Consider the following 15,955-nt stretch of genomic DNA (forward strand, 5'->3'; position numbering starts at 1 on the left):
GCGACGCTGTTCCTGTATCGAAGGTGGGCAGGGACGATCAGGGGGGGCGCGACTTCTTGCGGCCGGTTTCGTGGCTGGCACTTTTCTTGCCCGGTAGACTGTCGATCTTGAGCAGCTTCAGGCCTCTGGCCTTCTCGTAGCCATGGATTTCCTTCACATCGAGCTTGCGCATGAAGGTGATCGTCTCGTGGGTCACGACCTGGCCCGGCACCAGGATCGGGAAGCCCGGCGGGTAGGGGATCACGAAATTGGCCGAGACCATCTCCGGTCCGTCCTTGAGCCGACGGTCGCATTCCGGGCCGTCGACCGGGACGTATTCGCACTGCTCTTCGCGATAGGCGCCGAAGAAGGCCGAGCGGATATCGCCCTCGGGCGTGGTGTCGCCGGCATCCTGCCGGAAGGTCTCATGGAAATGGCTGAAGTTCGGCAGGTCCGGCACGTCCTTCATCAGGCTCTGCACCTTCGCGGTGAAGGCCTTGCGCTCGGACTCCCCGCCATGTTTGAGGCGCGTCTCGATGCCTTCGCTGATCTTCAATAGGACGCTGATCAGCAGGGCGACGTCGCTGCGGGTGTTGTTGATGTTGGACTGGAGCAGCACGGAATTGCGCGAGGTCTTGTTGACCTGGATGTTGTATTGCGCCGCGAGCAGCCCCTTGAAGCTGGTGCCGTCGAAGCCGGCCGTGCCGCAGACCAGGGTCATGCGGGTCGGATCGAGGCAGAACTCGTCCTCGCGCATGCTGCGCAACTGGTCGTCCCAACGAGTTCCGGGCGCCAGGAAGTCGACGAAGCCGCTGCGGCGGTATTCGGCGGGTACCATGCCGTCGGCGCCGACGATGCTGAAATACTTCGCGATCACCGGATGCGAATTGACCTCGCGGCGAATGTCGAGCGCGACCTCGATCGCGTTCATCACCAGCCCGTAGCCCTCGAGCTCCATCTGCCGCCGCGCGACATCGAGGCTGGCGATCAGCTGCTGGTTGGGGCTGGTCGAGGCATGGGTGAAGACGGCCTCGTGGAACTGCGCCTCGACCCTGTGGAAATCGACGTCGCGTACCAGCACCATCGAGCCCTGGCGGATCGCCGACATTGATTTGTGGGTCGAATTGGTCTGGTAGACGCGCAGGCGGATGGCCCGGGGATCGGGGATCAGGCGCGTATCGAGCAGCTTCTCGAGCGAGGGGGTGGCGCCCAGCTCGGCCAGTTGGCGCTCATGCTCGGCAATGGCGTCGGGCGTCTGGGCCCAGACCTCGATGTCGGCGGCCGCGCCCATGCCGGTGCGCGGACGCAGGAAGGGCGACCAGCGTGCGAAGCCGAACCAGGCCTCATCCCAGAGGAAGATCAGGTCCGGCTTGATCGCCAGGCATTCCTCCATCACCCGGCGCGTGTTGTAGATGTGGCCGTCGAAGGTGCAGTTGGTCAGGTCGACCATCTTGACCCGGTCGAGCCGGCCTTCCGCCTTCAAATCGAGCAGCGCCTTCTTGATCGTGCGCAGCGGCACGGCCCCGTACATCGAGAATTCCACCATCGGGAAGGCCTCGACATAGAAGGGCTGGGCGCCGCTCAGCACGAGGCCGTAATGGTGCGATTTGTGGCAGTTGCGGTCGAGGATGACGATGTCGCCGGGCGCGACCAGGGCCTGCAGCACCATCTTGTTCGAGGTGCTGGTGCCGTTGGTGACGAAGAAGACGTGGTCGGCCCCGAAGGCGCGCGCCGCCATTTCCTGCGCCCGCTTGATGTTGCCGGTCGGCTCCAGCAGGCTGTCGAGGCCGCCGGTCGTGGCGCTGCTCTCGGCGAGGAAGAGGTTGATGCCGTAGAACTGGCCCATGTCGCGGATCCAGGGCGAGCGGAACACCGATTTGCCGCGCGCGATCGGCAGCGCGTGAAAGGTGGCGATCGGCCTTTGCGCATAGAGTTTGAGATTGTCGAAGAATGGCGTCTCGTAGCGCGCCTGGATCCCCTCCAGCACCGAGAGGTGCAATTCGAGCGGCTCCTCGATCTGGTACATCACCCGGCGGATCATCGCGGCGCGCGGATCGCCGGCGAGCTTCTCGACGCGCCGGTCGGAAAGCAGGTAGATGTCGAGCTCGGGGCGGATCGCCTTCAGCCCGGCGGCGAGGCGCAGCGACAGATCGGCTTCGTCCGCGGTCGCGAGCAGCGGCTGCTGGGCGGCGAGCACGCTTCGCAGCACCGGCGCATCGTGACGCGAGCGCAAGGCGAAGCCCTCATAGATCGCTACGGCGCCGATGTCGGGGTTCACCACGGCGGCGCAGACCGCATCCTCGAGGCTGCCCACCGGAATGGCCTCGTAGATGAATGCGTCCTCCGCCCTCCGCAGCCGGCGGAACTCGCTGGCGATATGGGACCAGCGTGAAGCGGGCGCCGGCGTCACGGCCAGGAACTCGAAATAAGGCCGATAGCTCCGGGGTTCGCTGAGCGCCGGGGGCAGAAGATCGCCCGGCTCGGGCAGCGAGAGGTCTCCCGATTGCCACTCCCGTGCGTCGTGTTTGTAGTTGCCGGTGATGATCCCGACCGAGATGCGCTTCGCCAGCGCTAGGAAACCCGCCTTGTCGTCGCCGAGCAGCTTCTCGCGGAGCACGCTCATCAGCTCGATGCCCGGGAAGGCGTGGAACTCCTCTGTCACGCCGACATCGGCGAGCGCCGTCTCGACCGCCATCCGCTCGCCAGTGCCGCCGGCCCAGGCACGGGCGGTCGCGTGGAGCTCCCGCCACCGGTCGTGGCGTCCCGAAGGCGCCGAAAAGAAATGGTCGATAGAGTGCGATTCCTGGGTAGTGGAAGCCATCTCGATGCCCCATCTCTGTGGCGATTTGGGCCGGCCGTGATTATCCGGAGCAGGGTTGGAAGGTGCCGCCGCACCGTCCAGTACTCGGCACCGGCAAGCTCAACACAACCGGTGCGTTCGGCGTATTGTCCTTAGGGACAGGTTATCGCGCTGCCGAATTCGCTAGTATCGGACTGCCGCCGGAGACCTGACACGATCGAAGCCCGCTTGCGAGCACGGTGTTCCGCCCGGCTCGTCCGGCCGGTGCGCAGCGCGACTGTGGTGCAACCGCCTCGGAGTTCTCGCCATGATCAGCAGGATCGTTACCAGCGCAGCCTTTCTCCTCCTTGCCGGCGCGGTCTGGCTGACGGGCGACAGCCGGCCGGCCCAGGCCTGCAACAAGATCGCCGGATGCGTCATGGACGCGCGGGAGGAAAGCGATGCGATGATGCAGGACGGGCGCATGAATGAGGCGATGCGAGAGGCCCGCGACAATGTCGAGGCCTTCCGCGCGCTGCGCGAGGCCGAGCAGCGCATGCAGACCCGGCCGACAGTCAGGAAGTACTAGCGCGGCTGTCTGATCGGTCCCGGTGCCGGGCACCTGCTATCCCGTGGACGTGTCGCCAGGGAGAAGCTCATGGATATGCGGTTCGCCCTGGCTTGTTTCCTCGCTTGTGGCCTGGCCTCCCAGCCGCTCGCCCAGCAACTCGCCCAGGCGCCGCCGGCCCCGGCTGCGCCGCCCCCCGCCGCGACGCCGGCCGTCCAGGCCGCGCAACTGCTGAGCAGCGCCCAGCTCGAGGCGCTCGTCGCGCCGATCGCGCTCTATCCCGACACATTGCTGGCGCAGGTGCTGATGGCCTCGACCTACCCGCTCGAGGTCGTCCAGGCCGATCGCTGGCTCGCCGCCAACAAGAAGCTCGAAGGCGACAAGCTCAAGGCCGCCGCCGAGCAGCAGTCCTGGGATGCCAGCGTCAAGGCGCTGGTCGCGACGCCCTCCGTGCTCGAGATGATGAGCAAGAACCTCGACTGGACGCAGAAGCTTGGCGATGCGGTCCTGGCGCAGCAGCCGGACATCATGGACGGCATACAGAGGATGCGGGCGCGCGCCTATGACGCCAAGAAGCTCTCATCCGGTTCCGAGCAGACGGTCACCGTCAGGCAGGAGAGCGGCAAGCAGGTCATCCAGATCGAGCCGACCCAGCCCGACACGCTCTACGTGCCCTATTACGATCCGGGCGTGGCCTATGGCTCCTGGCCCTATCCTGATTATCCGCCCTATTATTTCCCGGCGCCGGGTTATGTCGCCACCGGCCTGCTCGCGACCGGGGTCGCCTTCGGAACCGCCTATGCGCTCGGGCGCTGGAGCACTGGCGGCTACTGGGGCGGCAACGTCAACTGGGGCAACAACAACATCAATATCGACCGGAACCGCGTGACGCATTGGGAGCACAATCCCCAGCACCGTCACGGCGTCCAGTATCGCAACAACGCCGTCCAGCAGAAGTTTTCCGGCAATAATCTTCGGGCCGGTAGCGAAGGCCGGATGGATTTTCGCGGGCGCAGCGGCGACCAGGTTCTGCAACCGCGTGGCGAGCGCGGCGATCTCGGTGGCGCTGCGCGCCCGGAGCAGCGCGCGGGCGACCGCGCCAATGTCGCCAACCGGCCGGATCGCGGCCCGGGCGACCGGGCCGGCGCCGGCAACCGCGGCGATGGCCGGGGGCAGGGCGCGCGCGCCGCGACGCAGCCTCGACGTCCCCAGGCGGGCGCAGGGCGTGCCGGGCCGGGACGCGACAGCGCCTTCGGCGATGTCCAGCAGGGCCGAGCGGCGAATCTGCAGTCGCAGCGCGGGCAGGCGAGCCTGGCGCATGCCCGAGGCGGCGGCGGTCCGCGGGCCATGCATGCCGGCGGCCCCGGCATGGGGCGCGGCGCTGCCGTGAACCGCGGGGGTGGCATGAACCGGGGCGCCGCCATGAACAGGGGCGGCGGGGCGAGCCGCGGCGGCATGGGCGGTGGCCGTGGTGGCGGCCGTCGATCCGACATTCGGCTCAAGCACGACGTCGTGCTGCTCGGACACCTCGACAACGGCCTGGGGCTCTACAGTTTCGCCTATGGCGGCTCGGAAAAGCGCCATGTCGGCGTGATCGCCCAGGAGGTCCTGCGCGTCGCGCCCTGGGCGGTGAGCCGCGGCGCCGACGGCTATCTGCGGGTCGATTATCGCCTGCTCGGCGTCCCGTTCCGGAGTCTCGCCCAGTGGCGAGCCTCCGCCAGCCCCTCTTTCGTCAGCGTCGGCGGCGTGGATTGATCAGGGATACGCGGCGCCGGTTCGTTCAACATCCGGGATCGGTTCAATGACAAGGCCATGGCCAGCGCCCCATCGGCTCGTTCTCCTGCTCATGGCGGGGGCGACCCTCGCTCTCTCGCCGGCAGCGACCGCCTGGGCCCAGCAGCCCTTCAAGACGGCGGACGAGGCCGCCGCCGCCCTGGTCGAGGCGGTACGCGGCGGCGACAGCGCGCGCTTGCGCAGCATTCTCGGGCCACGGACCGGCTCGATCCTCTCCTCCGGTGATCGGGTCGCCGATGCGGCCGATCGGGAGCGCTTCGTCGTTGCCTATGACAACCGCCATGCGCTGAGAGAAAAGGACGGCACCGCCACTTTGCTGGTCGGGCAGGACGAGTTTCCCTTCCCGATCCCGATCGTGCGTGCCGGCGAGCGCTGGACATTCGATTCCGAAGCCGGGAGCCGGGAGATCATCGCCCGCCGGATCGGGCGCAACGAACTCGCCGCCATACAGGCGATCCTGGCCTTCTTCGACGCGCAGCAGGACTATGCCGCCAAGGATCGGACGGGAAAGGGAGCGGGCGTCTACGCGCGACGAATCGTCAGTCGGCCCGGCACCCGCGATGGGCTGTACTGGCCGAGCGCTGCCGGCGAGGAGCTGAGCCCGCTGGGTGAGCTCGCGGCCGAGGCAGCCGCCGAGGGCTACCGGGCCGGCGAGGAACGCCGGCCCTATCACGGCTATTACTTCAAGGTGCTGACCCGGCAGGGGGCCGCGGCACCTGGTGGCCAGATCGACTATGTCGCAGGCGGGCGGATGATCGGCGGCTTCGCCATCTTGGCCTATCCGGCGGAGTATGGCAGGTCCGGAGTGATGAGCTTCATGCTCAACCACGCCGGCACGGTCTACCAGAAGGACCTCGGTCCCCGGACCGGGCGGGTCGCCGCCCGGATGGGTCGTTTCAACCCCGATGAAGGCTGGGAGAAGGTCTCGCCCGGCCAGTAGCAGAAGTGGTTGCCTTTCGGATGCTTCGAGCCCGCATTTCCCGCCTTTCGGCTCGATACGCCCCTCCGGAAGAGCTTTCCGGACGATGCGCGGGACCGTGCCGATGAGAGTCCGCGATCTGTTTCCTGCGAGCCTGGTGGGTTACCGGCTGGAGTATTTGCGCTTCGATGTCACGGCGGGGCTCGCCGTCGCGGCCGTCGCCATCCCCAGCGCCATCGCCTATCCCGCGATCGCGGGCCTGCCGGCCGAGGTCGGGCTCTATGCCAGCATCCTGCCCCTGGTGGGCTACGCCCTGTTCGGGCCATCCCGCAAGCTGATGGTCGGCCCGGACGCCGCGACAATGACGGTGCTGGCCGCGGCGCTGGCGACCATGCCGCTCGACAACCCGGCCGATCGTGTCGCCGCCGCCGCGGCTCTGGCCTTGGTGGTCGGCCTGCTCTGCATTCTGGCGGGCAGGCTCAGCCTCGGTGTCGTTGCGTCCTTCCTCTCGCGCCCGATCCTGATCGGCTTCATCAGCGGCATTTCGATCTCGATCCTGATCGGGCAGATCGGCCGGCTGACCGGCGTCCGCATCGAGAGCGACGGGCTCGTCCAACCGCTGCTCGAGATCGCCCGCAAAGTCGGCCAGATCCACTGGCCCTCGCTCGGCTTCGGCGCCGCGATGTTCGGGCTGCTCGTCCTGCTGGCGCGGCTGCGCTCGCCGATCCCCGGACCTCTGGTCGTCGTCGCGCTCGCTGCCGTCGCCTCGGCGCTATTCGATCTCGAGGGGCACGGCATGAAGGTGATCGGCAGCCTGCCAAGCACGATGCCCTCGCTGAAGCTTCCGGATGTCTCGCATCTGCCGATGAGAGAGCTGCTCCAGGGAGCAGCCGCGGTCTGGCTCGTCAGCGTCAGCTCCGGCCTCGTTGCTGCACGCAGCTTCGCAGCACGCGACAAGTTCGACGTCGATGCCGACCGGGAGCTGACGGGGCTCGGCTTCGGCAATATTTTCTCGGGCCTTTTCAGCGGCTTTCCGATCACCGTCTCGGACTCGCGCACGGCGATCAACATTTCCGCGGGCGGGCGCTCGCAGATCGCCGGGCTCGTCGCGGCCTTGGCACTGACGGCGCTGCTGCTTTATCTCAACGACACCTTGCGCCTGCTGCCCAATCCGGCGCTGGGCGCGATCCTCGCCTTCGCCGCGCTCAGCCTGATCGATCTCGGCGGTTTCCGCGAGATCTGGCGCGTCAGCCGAACCGAGTTCGCCTTCGCCCTAATCAGCATGTGGGGCGCGATCAGCCTCGGCGTGCTCAGCGGTGTCGTCATCGCGATTGCCGGCACCTTGCTGCATGTTCTGCTCAAGGAAATGCGCCCGCGCGTCGCGCTACTCGGACGGATCGCCGGCAGGCCGGGCTTCTACAAGCTCCATCGCAGCGAGCGGGCGGCGCCGGTGCCGGGCATGGTGATCTTTCTGGTGCAGGGCAGCATCCTGTTCTTCAACACCGATTTCCTGCGCGGCCGTTTCGAGAACGCGGCGCAGTCGGTGCCGCCGGGCACCAAATGGTTCCTCGTCGATGCCAGCGCCGTCGCGCAGATCGATACGACCGGGGTCGCCATGCTGCAGGAGCTGCGGACCGATCTGTCGGAGCTCGGCCTGACGCTGGTTCTCGCCGAACTCCACCGGGAGCCCTGGGAGATCCTGCATCGGGCGGGCTTCTTCGAAGGGCGGGAGGCGACGACGATCTTCGACGATGTCGAGGATGCGGTCAGTGCGCTCGCCGACCGCGAGCCCGGCTCTGCCGGACAGCCGACGCCGGCCAGGATCGGTAGCCAGGGACCGGCGGATGACGGGCTCTCCGGATCAGTCTAGGCGACGTCCTTACGGCGGTATTCACGGACCAGGATGTCGCCGCTGACGACCAGCACCCAGAGCGGGAAGACCAGGAAGGCGCCGTCGACGACATGGCTGCCGAGCAAGAGGAAGGCGGCCGCGGCATAGCCGCAGAGGGCGGTCCAGCGTGCGGTGATCTCGGTGCGCAGCAGGATGGTCGAGGCGGTCAGCAGGAATACGCCGGCGACCTTGAGCGCGTAGACGCTGACGAGGAAATAGGAAAAGGACCGCGCCAGGATGAAGGTCGCCGAGCCGGCGAGTTCGCGCGGCAGCGCCGCATGTGCGGTGAGGATCGCGCCGATGGCCGCTGCCGCCGTGAACAGCATGCCGACGAAGAGCAGGCCGCTGCCGAGGAAGACCGTCGCGAACAGCGGATGTTCCTGCGCGCCCAGCCTGTCGCGCAGCACGCCCATGAACCAGAGAAAGGCGATGCCGGCAAAAGGGATCAGGTGGAGCGCGAGCTCGACCTTCCAGGCCTGAGCGCCGAGCCAGTCGCCGGGGTCGCGCGGATGCAGCCGCAGCGTCTGCAGCACCAAGAGGATCGCCGAAAGCAAGAGGATGGAGAACAGGATGCCGGCGACCGCCGCGGCGCGTGGCGCCTTCAACCCGGCAGGCATGTGGTGGGCGGGCGACACGATGCTCGACCCCCTCTGATGGTGAAGAGGCCGGGCTAGGGATCGTCGGTGCGCAACAGGCCGAGGCGCTCGGCGCAGGATACGAGCTCGACGAGCGAGCGGGTCTGCAGTTTCTCCATCACCTTGTGGCGATGCGCCTTCACCGTCCGCTCTGTCGTTCCGAGGGCGAAGGCGACCTGCTTGTTCAGCCTGCCGCGGATGACGAGGTCGAAGACCTCGCGCTCGCGCCGGGTGAGCAGACCCAGCCGCTGCCGCGCGGCGCGGCTCCAGCCTTCCTGCTCGCTGGCGAGGCGATGGCGCGCGATGGCGCGGTCGATCGCGACGATCAGCTCCTCCGACGCCACCGGCTTGGTGAAGAAATCCTCGGCGCCGGCCTTGATCGCCTTGACGCCGGTGCGGACGTCGCTTTCTCCCGCGAGGCAGATGACCGGGAGGCACGATCCGGCCTTGCTCAGCCTATCGAACAGATCGGGCATAACTGTGTCCGGGACCTGAACGTCGAGGACGATGCAGCCCGCGCTCGCGTCGTCCGCAATCTGGCCGAGAATCTCGTCGGCGCTGCCATAAGCCTTGGTCCGGTAGCCGCAGGCCCGCAGCAGGTCGTCTATCCCTGCCTGGGAGGATGAATCACCGTCCACAATGTGCACGAGAGCTGACATGGCTTCCTCCGATCTCCTGGTCGGCGGACCGCCGTTCCGCCGGTCACCTTCGGATACGCCCGGCCTCAGGGCGGCTTCAGCACGTCCGGGCCGCAGCGCTGGTAGTTGGTCCCGCTTCCGCCGTCGGCGCTGAAATAGCGCGTCAGCATTCCGCCTTCGGCCGGCGCGACGATGGCATGGGCTGCACCGACCGAGATGCTCGTCGTGCAGCTCAGATTCAGGATCTGGCGCTCCCCTTTCGGGCTGACGCTGACGATCCGGCAGGAGGCGAGCGGTGTCGACAGTCGCCGGCCGGCGACGATGAAGGCCGGGGCGAAGACGCTCGCCGGACGCCGGAAGACGATCGCGCCTCCCTTCAGGGCGAAGGCGCTCGCGCAGACCTCGCCCTGTTCGATCCATGCGCCCTGGAACGCGCCGGTCGGCATTTGCGCGACAGATTCCGCGGCCGTGCCTCCGTTCAGCGCTATGGCAAGCAGCGCGGCGAGCGGCGCCTGACGATGGATCGGTGCGAGCATCGGACCTCCGGCGGTAGAGTGGCAGCAGTCGGGCGCGGGCGCTGGAGAACTCGAGCGCCGGGGCGAACTCGGCTTCTGCCGCATCGCCGCTGGTCGCTGCACGCCACTTCGCAAAGCAGTGCAGGCCGCAAATGCCGTTACGGGAAGTAGGTTACGGTTGGCTACGTTGAGCCGAGCCCTGGCTAGGCTCTGCGCCGGACGCCGGGCTGGAGGATCGTTCATCCCAGGCGGAAAGCTGCGTTCGCACCGGAAAACCGGCTTGAATCGCGCCGCGGATCAGGATCGAGCGATCTCTCGCGTTGAAGTTGCGCCGGTCGAGCTCGCCGTCGAAATCGGCGAAAAACCCAGGGCGCTGCTTCAGAAACGCGGCGCGGGCCTGAGACGCCTCGTGAGACATGCCGTGACGGGCGAAGATCAGTGCCGCGACGAAGTGATAGATCGAGAAATTCTGAAGATTGGCCCGTTTGATCAGGGCGACGGCACGCGTATCCTCGCCTTGCATATAGGAGGCGAGGGCAAGCTGCCCGGTATAATAGCTTGATTGGCCGGGATTCTTGGCCATCGCCTCCTCGATCATGCCGGCGCCGCGCGCCCAGTTCCCGGATTGGGCGACCCAGGCGCCGAACTCGCCGAGCAGTTCGGTGTCGTTGGGGTTGAGCGCGCGCGCTTGCAGGCCGATGCGCAGCGCCTCGTCGGGCTCTCCACTGAAGAAAAGCACAGTCATCAGCGCCTGCAGGGCCCGGACATTCTCGGGAGCGAGCCGGACCGCGCGCTCGGCGCTGGCGCGCGCCCGCGCCATGGGGGACGGCAAGCCCGGGCTGCGGTTCAGCTTGTACCTTTCCTCGTCGAGATAGAGATAGGCCAGCATCGCCCAGCTGGTCGCATGCTCGGGATAGCGCGCCGTGACCTGCTCGAGGCATTCGCGCGCCTGCGCGTGTTCGATCGGGGCGAGCACGGTGCGGTAATGGTAGAAGCGGTAGGAGCATTCCTGCGGCAGCAGGTCCGGGCTGCGCTTGTCCGGTCGGGGGCGGGGCGGATTGGCGAAGATCACCCCGTAGGGCTGGGCGATGGCGGTCGCGACCGTCGCGGCTATCGTCGTTTCGATATCGACGATCGTCTTTTCGCGCGGGTCGGCATCATAGATTCCCGCCCACAGGATGGCCGCACTCTCGCCGTCCCGCACGCGCGCCGATACCCGCAGCTTGCCATCGGAAAGGCGGATGCCGCCCTCCAGCAGGTAGCGGCTGCCGGCGAGGCGCGGAGCCTTGCCCGCCATGTCGCCCGGCGGCGCATCTCCCGAAGCCTCGCGCACCAGCACGGTCAGCTCCTTGAAGCGGACGAGCTGTGCCAGCAGCTCATCGGTGAGGCCGGCGGCGTAGTAGTTCACTTCCGGCTGGCCGGAGACGTTGGCGAAGGGCTTGAGCGTCAGGGACGGGCCCGGCGGAGCGGGCAGGGCTGCAGCGGTGCCTGCGGATTGCGGCCAGTCCACAGCCCAGACGAGGGCAACGGCGGCGAGCGTGCCCAACGCGAGCAGCGAGCCGGCGAGCCGGTACCGCCCGCGCCATGCCGGGGCGGCGGCACTGCCATGCCGGCCGGGGAACGCAGGCGGCGAGTCGGGCGGCCCGTCATCCCGATGCTCCGGCTGCCAGTGGAAGCGGGGAACATAGGCCCCCTTGGGGATTTCGATCAGGACCGGAGCCGAGCTTCCGGCCAGCAGGTAATAGCGCTCCAGCGCACGCCGCAGGCGGCCGGCCTCGATGCGCACCACGGGATCGTTCTGGATGTCGAAATTGGCGTCCCGACCGAAGACCTCGACGGCCACCGTATAGGCCTTGATCCGATCCGCCCGCCCGGCGAGCGTCTCGTTGACCACATAGATCAGGAACTGGCGTACGCGCGCCGGGACGTTGAATTCAGTGCTGGCGAGGATCCGGTCGAGCTGCGCGCGGATTTCCTGCTCCGGCGGGTTCGGCCCCGGCGGCGCGGCGGTGTCGTCATCGCAATTCCAGGACCGTTGCTGCTCCACGGAACAGGCTCCCCCGAGCCAGAAATCCGATCAGAAAAGACAAGGCAAGGCGGCAGTCTCTGCGTAACCTCCCGTTATTTACTCCCAACCCGTCTCTGCGGCCACATAATTATAGCCTTTCGCGGGGGCTCGATCCTATGGATACGGGCGTTCTGGCTGCCATCCGGCGTCTGCCGAAACACAAGACTGTGATCGAGGAGCTGGTGCGCGGCAGCGAGAGCTTCCGCAATATCTGTGGAGACCTCGCCGAGGCGGAGGCGGCACTGCGTCGCTGGGAAGCTTCGGAGATGCCCGGGGCCGCCGCGCGGTGCGATGAGTACAGGCATCTGATCGATGGGCTCGAAGCGGAGCTCAGGCAGGCAATTCACGAACGCCAGGCGCTGCGGTTCCGCAGGTCTGGTGAATAGAGCAGGGCGTTGACCTTCTGGGTGGAGAGTTCCGATGTCGAAGCATGCAAGCTGGATTCTCGCATTCTCTCTGGCGCTCGGCGCCGCGGGCTGCGCTACCTATCCCACGGTGACCAGTGAAACCGTGGTTGTTGCCGGCGTCGGGGCGGTCGAGGTCGAGCGGCTCGATGTCGAGGTCGTCACCGTCAATCCGGCGACCCGGATCGTCGCCATTCGTCAGGGCGACTATGCTTGGCGGTTGATGGTGCCCGAGATCTTCGGCGATCTGAATGCCCTGCGTCCGGGCGACCGGCTGCAGATCCGGCGCGTCGAAGGGGCGCTGCTCGGCGCCCGGCGCGCGAAGCGGGGCGCGCGGCCGGAGATCGTCTATATGGAAGAGGTCAGCCAGCCGCGCTTCCAGAATCTGCCCGACCGGTTCGTCGAGCGTTCGCTCACCCTGACTGCGAAGTTCGAGCGCTATGATCCCGCGACCGGCATCGTCAGCTATGTCGGCCCGGCGGGGCCGCGGACCCACAAGGTGGTCGATCCCGAGATCGCGAACGATCTGAAGCGGCTTCGGCGCGGCGACATGGTCGACCTCATCTTCGCCGAGGCCATTCACGTCCAGAAGATCTGAAGCCGCCATGCACTGCCGCGGGCGGCACGCCCGCGGCGGCCGCAACCAGCGAAGGAAGAGCCTGCGATGTCGACCGCCAGCCCCATTCAGGCCAGCAAGCTCGCCGATGAGAGCTTCATGTCCGCCGATGATCTCCGGTCCTATATGGCGGAGCTCGAAATGGCCAAGGCCTCGAAGCTGCTGGGTGCCATGGACAGGGCCGAGGAGGCCCGCAAGAAACTCGTCGCGACCTTGCTGGAAGAGATCGCCGTCACGCCGGAGAAGATTGCCGAGATCAAGCACAGCCTGGCGAACAAGACCCGCGCCGCCGCGGAGCGCGGCGAGAAGGAGGTCCTCGTCATGCGCTTCCCGAGCGCGCTTTGCAGCGATCGCGGCCGGGCGATCAACAATGCCGAGGCGGATTGGCCGACCACGCTGACCGGACGACCGCGTCAGGCCTACGAGTTCTGGAAGGAGCATCTTCAGCCGGCGAAGTACAAGCTGCGCGCCATGATCGTCGACTGGCCTGGGGGCCTGCCGGGCGATGTCGCGTTCTTCCTGAGCTGGTCCTAGCGGCCGGAGCACGACGATGAAGGCAGATTCGAACAAGCCCATGAAGCGCGAGCAGTATGAGCGCGAACTGCGCGAGCTGCATGGCGAATTGGTCAAGCTCCAGGAATGGGCGAAACATGCCGGCGGCAAGGTCTGCATCGTTTTCGAAGGGCGCGATGGCGCCGGCAAGGGCGGTGTCATCAAGGCAATCACCGAGCGGGTCAGCCCGCGCGTCTTCCGGGTCGTCGCCCTGCCGCCGCCGACCGAGCGCGAGCGCTCGCAGATGTATGTCCAGCGCTATTTGCCGCATCTGCCCGCCGCCGGCGAGATCGTGATCTTCGACCGCAGCTGGTACAACCGGGCCGGCGTAGAGCGGGTCATGGGGTTCTGCACGGAAGAGCAGGCCAAGAGCTTCCTCCAGGTCGTGCCGGGCGTCGAGAAGGCCATCGTCGATTCCGGCGCCATCCTGCTGAAATACTGGCTTGAGGTCGGCCAGGAGGAGCAGACGCGCCGCATGGAGGAGCGCATCAACGACCCCAGGAAGATCTGGAAGCTCTCTCCAATGGATCTGAAGTCATATTCACGCTGGTACGAATACTCCCGGGCGAGGGATGAGATGTTCCGCGCGAGCGATACGGCATGGGCGCCATGGTATGCGGTCCATTCGGACGACAAGCGCAAGGCGAGACTGGCGATCATCTCGCACATACTCAGCTCGGTTCCCTATGAAGCAATGCCGCGTGAGAAGATCAAGTTACCCAAGCGGCAGAAAGCACATGGCTATGAGGAAGCCGAGTTTGCGCGCAACTGGATAGGTTAGGTGTTCCCAGATCTTCCGAAAGGATGATCGCATCCGATTGCTCTAAACTGTTGATGCATCAAGTGTGATCCGATTAGCTTGTGCGGCAGGCTGGTTGCGGCGTGCTCTTGAACCGGAGTGTTCCGATGGCCGCTGGCCTTCATCCCTTGGCACCGCATTATCTGCCGGGCTTCATCACCGCGCCGGAGGAGACCGACACGCTGCTGGTCGTCACCGGTATTATCCTCCTTTTGTCGGTTCTGGGCGTGGGCCTCATCTTCCTGCGTCTTCACACGCTGCCCGAGCGGATGGCGCACAAGTCGCAGAAATTGCAGTTCGAGATCGTGGCGGTACTCGGCCTGCTCGCCCTGTTCACCCATGTCCATCTGTTCTGGGTAGCCGGGCTGCTCTTGGCCCTGATCGACATTCCCGATTTCTCGGGGCAGTTCGGCCGAATGGCCCATGCGCTCGAGCGCATCGCCGGGGTGAAGTCCCCGACGTCCGAGGTGGCGGGCGACGACGCGTCACCGCCCGGCGACGTCGACACCGCAGCCGAGAGCGATGCCGTGGTCCGGAAGGAGCAGGGTCATGCTTGAGCTCATGGTCTGCTCGCTCCTCACCATCGTCCCGGACTATCTCTACAGGCGCTTCGCGCAGGGCAAGCGCCTCGGCAAGGAGATCACCTTCTACTCGGTCTGGTTCGAGCTGCGCTGGGGCATCACCTCCTGCCTCATGCTGACTGTCGCCCTGATCACGGTGATCTTCTATAATCACCCCTCGACGACCAGCGCTTCGGTGATGTTCCGGACCGTCCCGATCGTGCCCGAGATCAACGGCCGCGTCGCGCAGATTTATCTCGGCGTTAGCGGCAATGTCGCCAAGGGCGACCCGATCTTCCGGCTCGACAGCAGCCGGCAGGAAGCGGCGGTCGAAACCGCAAGGAGCAAGGTCGCCGAGGTCGAGGCCGCGATCATCGTCGCCAGGGCGGATCTCCTCACCGATGAGAGCAAGATCCTTGAGGCGCGCAGTGCCCACAAGCAGGCGCTCGATGAGCTCGAGACCAAGCAGGAGCTGCGTCGGCGCAATGACGACATCGTCGCACGGCGCGAGATCGAGCGGCTGGAAAACCTCGTCGCCGGGCGGGAGGCCGCTGTGGCAGCGGTCGTCGCTTCGAAGGCGAGCGCGGAAACGCGGATCGCGACCCTTTTGCCGGCCGAAAGGGCGAGTGCCGAGGCCGCTCTGGTCCAGGCGCGGGCCGATCTCGACCGGACTTTGGTGCGTGCCGGGGTCACCGGGCGCGTCGAGCAGTTCACCCTGCGCGTCGGCGATGTCGTCAATCCTCTGCTGCGGCCTGCAGGCGTGCTGATCCCGGCCGAGGCGGGACGAACAACCTTGCAGGCGGGCTTCTCGCAGATCGAGGCGCAGGTCATGAAGGTCGGCATGGTCGCGGAAGCGACCTGCCTCTCCAAGCCCTGGGTGATCATCCCGATGGTCGTCACCAATGTGCAGGATTTCATCGCAGCGGGGCAAATCCGCAGCGGCGAGACCCTGCTCGACGTGCAGCAGGTTGCGAAGCCGGGAACGCTCCTGGCCTTCCTGGAGCCGCTCTATGCTGACGGGCTCGACGGTGTCACTCCAGGCAGCACCTGCATCGCCAATGCCTATTCGAGCAATCACGAGTTGATCGCCTCAGGGAAGCTCTCGACCGGGCGCAAGATCATGCTCCATGGCGTCGACGCGGTCGGCCTCGTGCACGCGCTGCTTCTGCGCATCCAGGCGCTGGTCCTGCCGATCCAGCTGCTCGTGTTCGGTGGGCATTGAGGGGCGGTTACACGTC

Annotated in this window: 15 protein-coding genes; 10 read left to right on the forward strand and 5 right to left on the reverse strand. The window is 66.6% G+C overall.

All coding sequences use genetic code 11. The features are described 5' to 3' along the window. Positions 1 to 37: 37 nt before the first annotated feature. Complete coding sequence (locus tag J0J10_RS13825; RefSeq protein ID WP_291647081.1) at positions 38 to 2,800, reverse strand: aminotransferase class I/II-fold pyridoxal phosphate-dependent enzyme; 2,763 nt, start codon at positions 2,798 to 2,800, stop codon at positions 38 to 40. A gap of 286 nt (positions 2,801 to 3,086) precedes the next feature. On the opposite strand from J0J10_RS13825, the gene J0J10_RS13830 reads away from it, so the two are divergent. From J0J10_RS13830 to J0J10_RS13845, 4 genes are all read left to right on the forward strand, one after another. Next, positions 3,087 to 3,347: a hypothetical protein gene (locus J0J10_RS13830; RefSeq protein ID WP_291647082.1), complete on the forward strand. Its 261-nt coding sequence runs from the start codon at positions 3,087 to 3,089 to the stop codon at positions 3,345 to 3,347. Between the two features lie 69 nt (positions 3,348 to 3,416). Further along, positions 3,417 to 5,081, forward strand: coding sequence for a DUF3300 domain-containing protein (locus tag J0J10_RS13835; protein ID WP_291647083.1), 1,665 nt, complete (start codon positions 3,417 to 3,419; stop codon positions 5,079 to 5,081). Between the two features lie 46 nt (positions 5,082 to 5,127). Then, entirely contained in the window at positions 5,128 to 6,060 is a 933-nt protein-coding gene (locus tag J0J10_RS13840) for a DUF2950 domain-containing protein (RefSeq protein WP_291647084.1), read from the forward strand. A gap of 103 nt (positions 6,061 to 6,163) precedes the next feature. Further along, positions 6,164 to 7,909, forward strand: a complete 1,746-nt coding sequence (locus tag J0J10_RS13845; protein WP_291647085.1) for a SulP family inorganic anion transporter — start codon at positions 6,164 to 6,166, stop codon at positions 7,907 to 7,909. On the opposite strand, the gene J0J10_RS13850 is transcribed toward J0J10_RS13845, so the two are convergent. From J0J10_RS13850 to J0J10_RS13865, 4 genes are all read right to left on the reverse strand, one after another. Continuing rightward, positions 7,906 to 8,565, reverse strand: a complete 660-nt coding sequence (locus J0J10_RS13850) for a hypothetical protein (protein ID WP_291647086.1) — start codon at positions 8,563 to 8,565, stop codon at positions 7,906 to 7,908. The two genes, J0J10_RS13845 and J0J10_RS13850, sit on opposite strands and share 4 nt — an antisense overlap. 35 nt (positions 8,566 to 8,600) lie before the next feature. Continuing rightward, positions 8,601 to 9,224 carry a response regulator transcription factor gene (locus J0J10_RS13855; protein WP_291647087.1) on the reverse strand — a complete coding sequence of 208 codons (624 nt, stop codon included), beginning with the start codon at positions 9,222 to 9,224 and terminating at the stop codon, positions 8,601 to 8,603. 65 nt (positions 9,225 to 9,289) lie between these two features. Continuing rightward, entirely contained in the window at positions 9,290 to 9,739 is a 450-nt protein-coding gene (locus tag J0J10_RS13860; protein ID WP_291647088.1) for a hypothetical protein, read from the reverse strand. A 151-nt stretch (positions 9,740 to 9,890) separates the two neighbouring features. Continuing rightward, complete coding sequence (locus J0J10_RS13865) at positions 9,891 to 11,765, reverse strand: adenylate cyclase (protein WP_291647089.1); 1,875 nt, start codon at positions 11,763 to 11,765, stop codon at positions 9,891 to 9,893. A gap of 137 nt (positions 11,766 to 11,902) precedes the next feature. Here J0J10_RS13865 and J0J10_RS13870 point away from each other — a divergent pair, with 137 nt between their 5' ends. The 6 genes from J0J10_RS13870 (at position 11,903) to J0J10_RS13895 (ending at position 15,939) form a co-directional block, all read left to right on the forward strand. Then, positions 11,903 to 12,172: a hypothetical protein gene (locus J0J10_RS13870; protein WP_291647090.1), complete on the forward strand. Its 270-nt coding sequence runs from the start codon at positions 11,903 to 11,905 to the stop codon at positions 12,170 to 12,172. A gap of 34 nt (positions 12,173 to 12,206) precedes the next feature. Further along, complete coding sequence (locus J0J10_RS13875) at positions 12,207 to 12,788, forward strand: hypothetical protein (RefSeq protein ID WP_291637819.1); 582 nt, start codon at positions 12,207 to 12,209, stop codon at positions 12,786 to 12,788. Positions 12,789 to 12,854: 66 nt separating this feature from the next. Next, a complete protein-coding gene (locus J0J10_RS13880; RefSeq protein WP_291647091.1) occupies positions 12,855 to 13,340 on the forward strand; it encodes a hypothetical protein in 486 nt (161 codons plus the stop codon). A gap of 16 nt (positions 13,341 to 13,356) precedes the next feature. Next, positions 13,357 to 14,139 (forward strand): polyphosphate kinase 2, encoded by a 783-nt coding sequence (gene ppk2, locus J0J10_RS13885; RefSeq protein WP_291647092.1) that lies wholly within the window; start codon positions 13,357 to 13,359, stop codon positions 14,137 to 14,139. 125 nt (positions 14,140 to 14,264) lie between these two features. Continuing rightward, positions 14,265 to 14,714: a hypothetical protein gene (locus J0J10_RS13890; RefSeq protein WP_291647093.1), complete on the forward strand. Its 450-nt coding sequence runs from the start codon at positions 14,265 to 14,267 to the stop codon at positions 14,712 to 14,714. Continuing rightward, positions 14,707 to 15,939, forward strand: a complete 1,233-nt coding sequence (locus J0J10_RS13895) for an HlyD family secretion protein (RefSeq protein ID WP_291647094.1) — start codon at positions 14,707 to 14,709, stop codon at positions 15,937 to 15,939. Before J0J10_RS13890 ends, J0J10_RS13895 begins: the two co-directional genes overlap by 8 nt. Positions 15,940 to 15,955: the final 16 nt, after the last annotated feature.

Source organism: Allobosea sp., from assembly GCF_017308075.1.
Classification (GTDB): Bacteria; Pseudomonadota; Alphaproteobacteria; order Rhizobiales; family Beijerinckiaceae; genus Allobosea.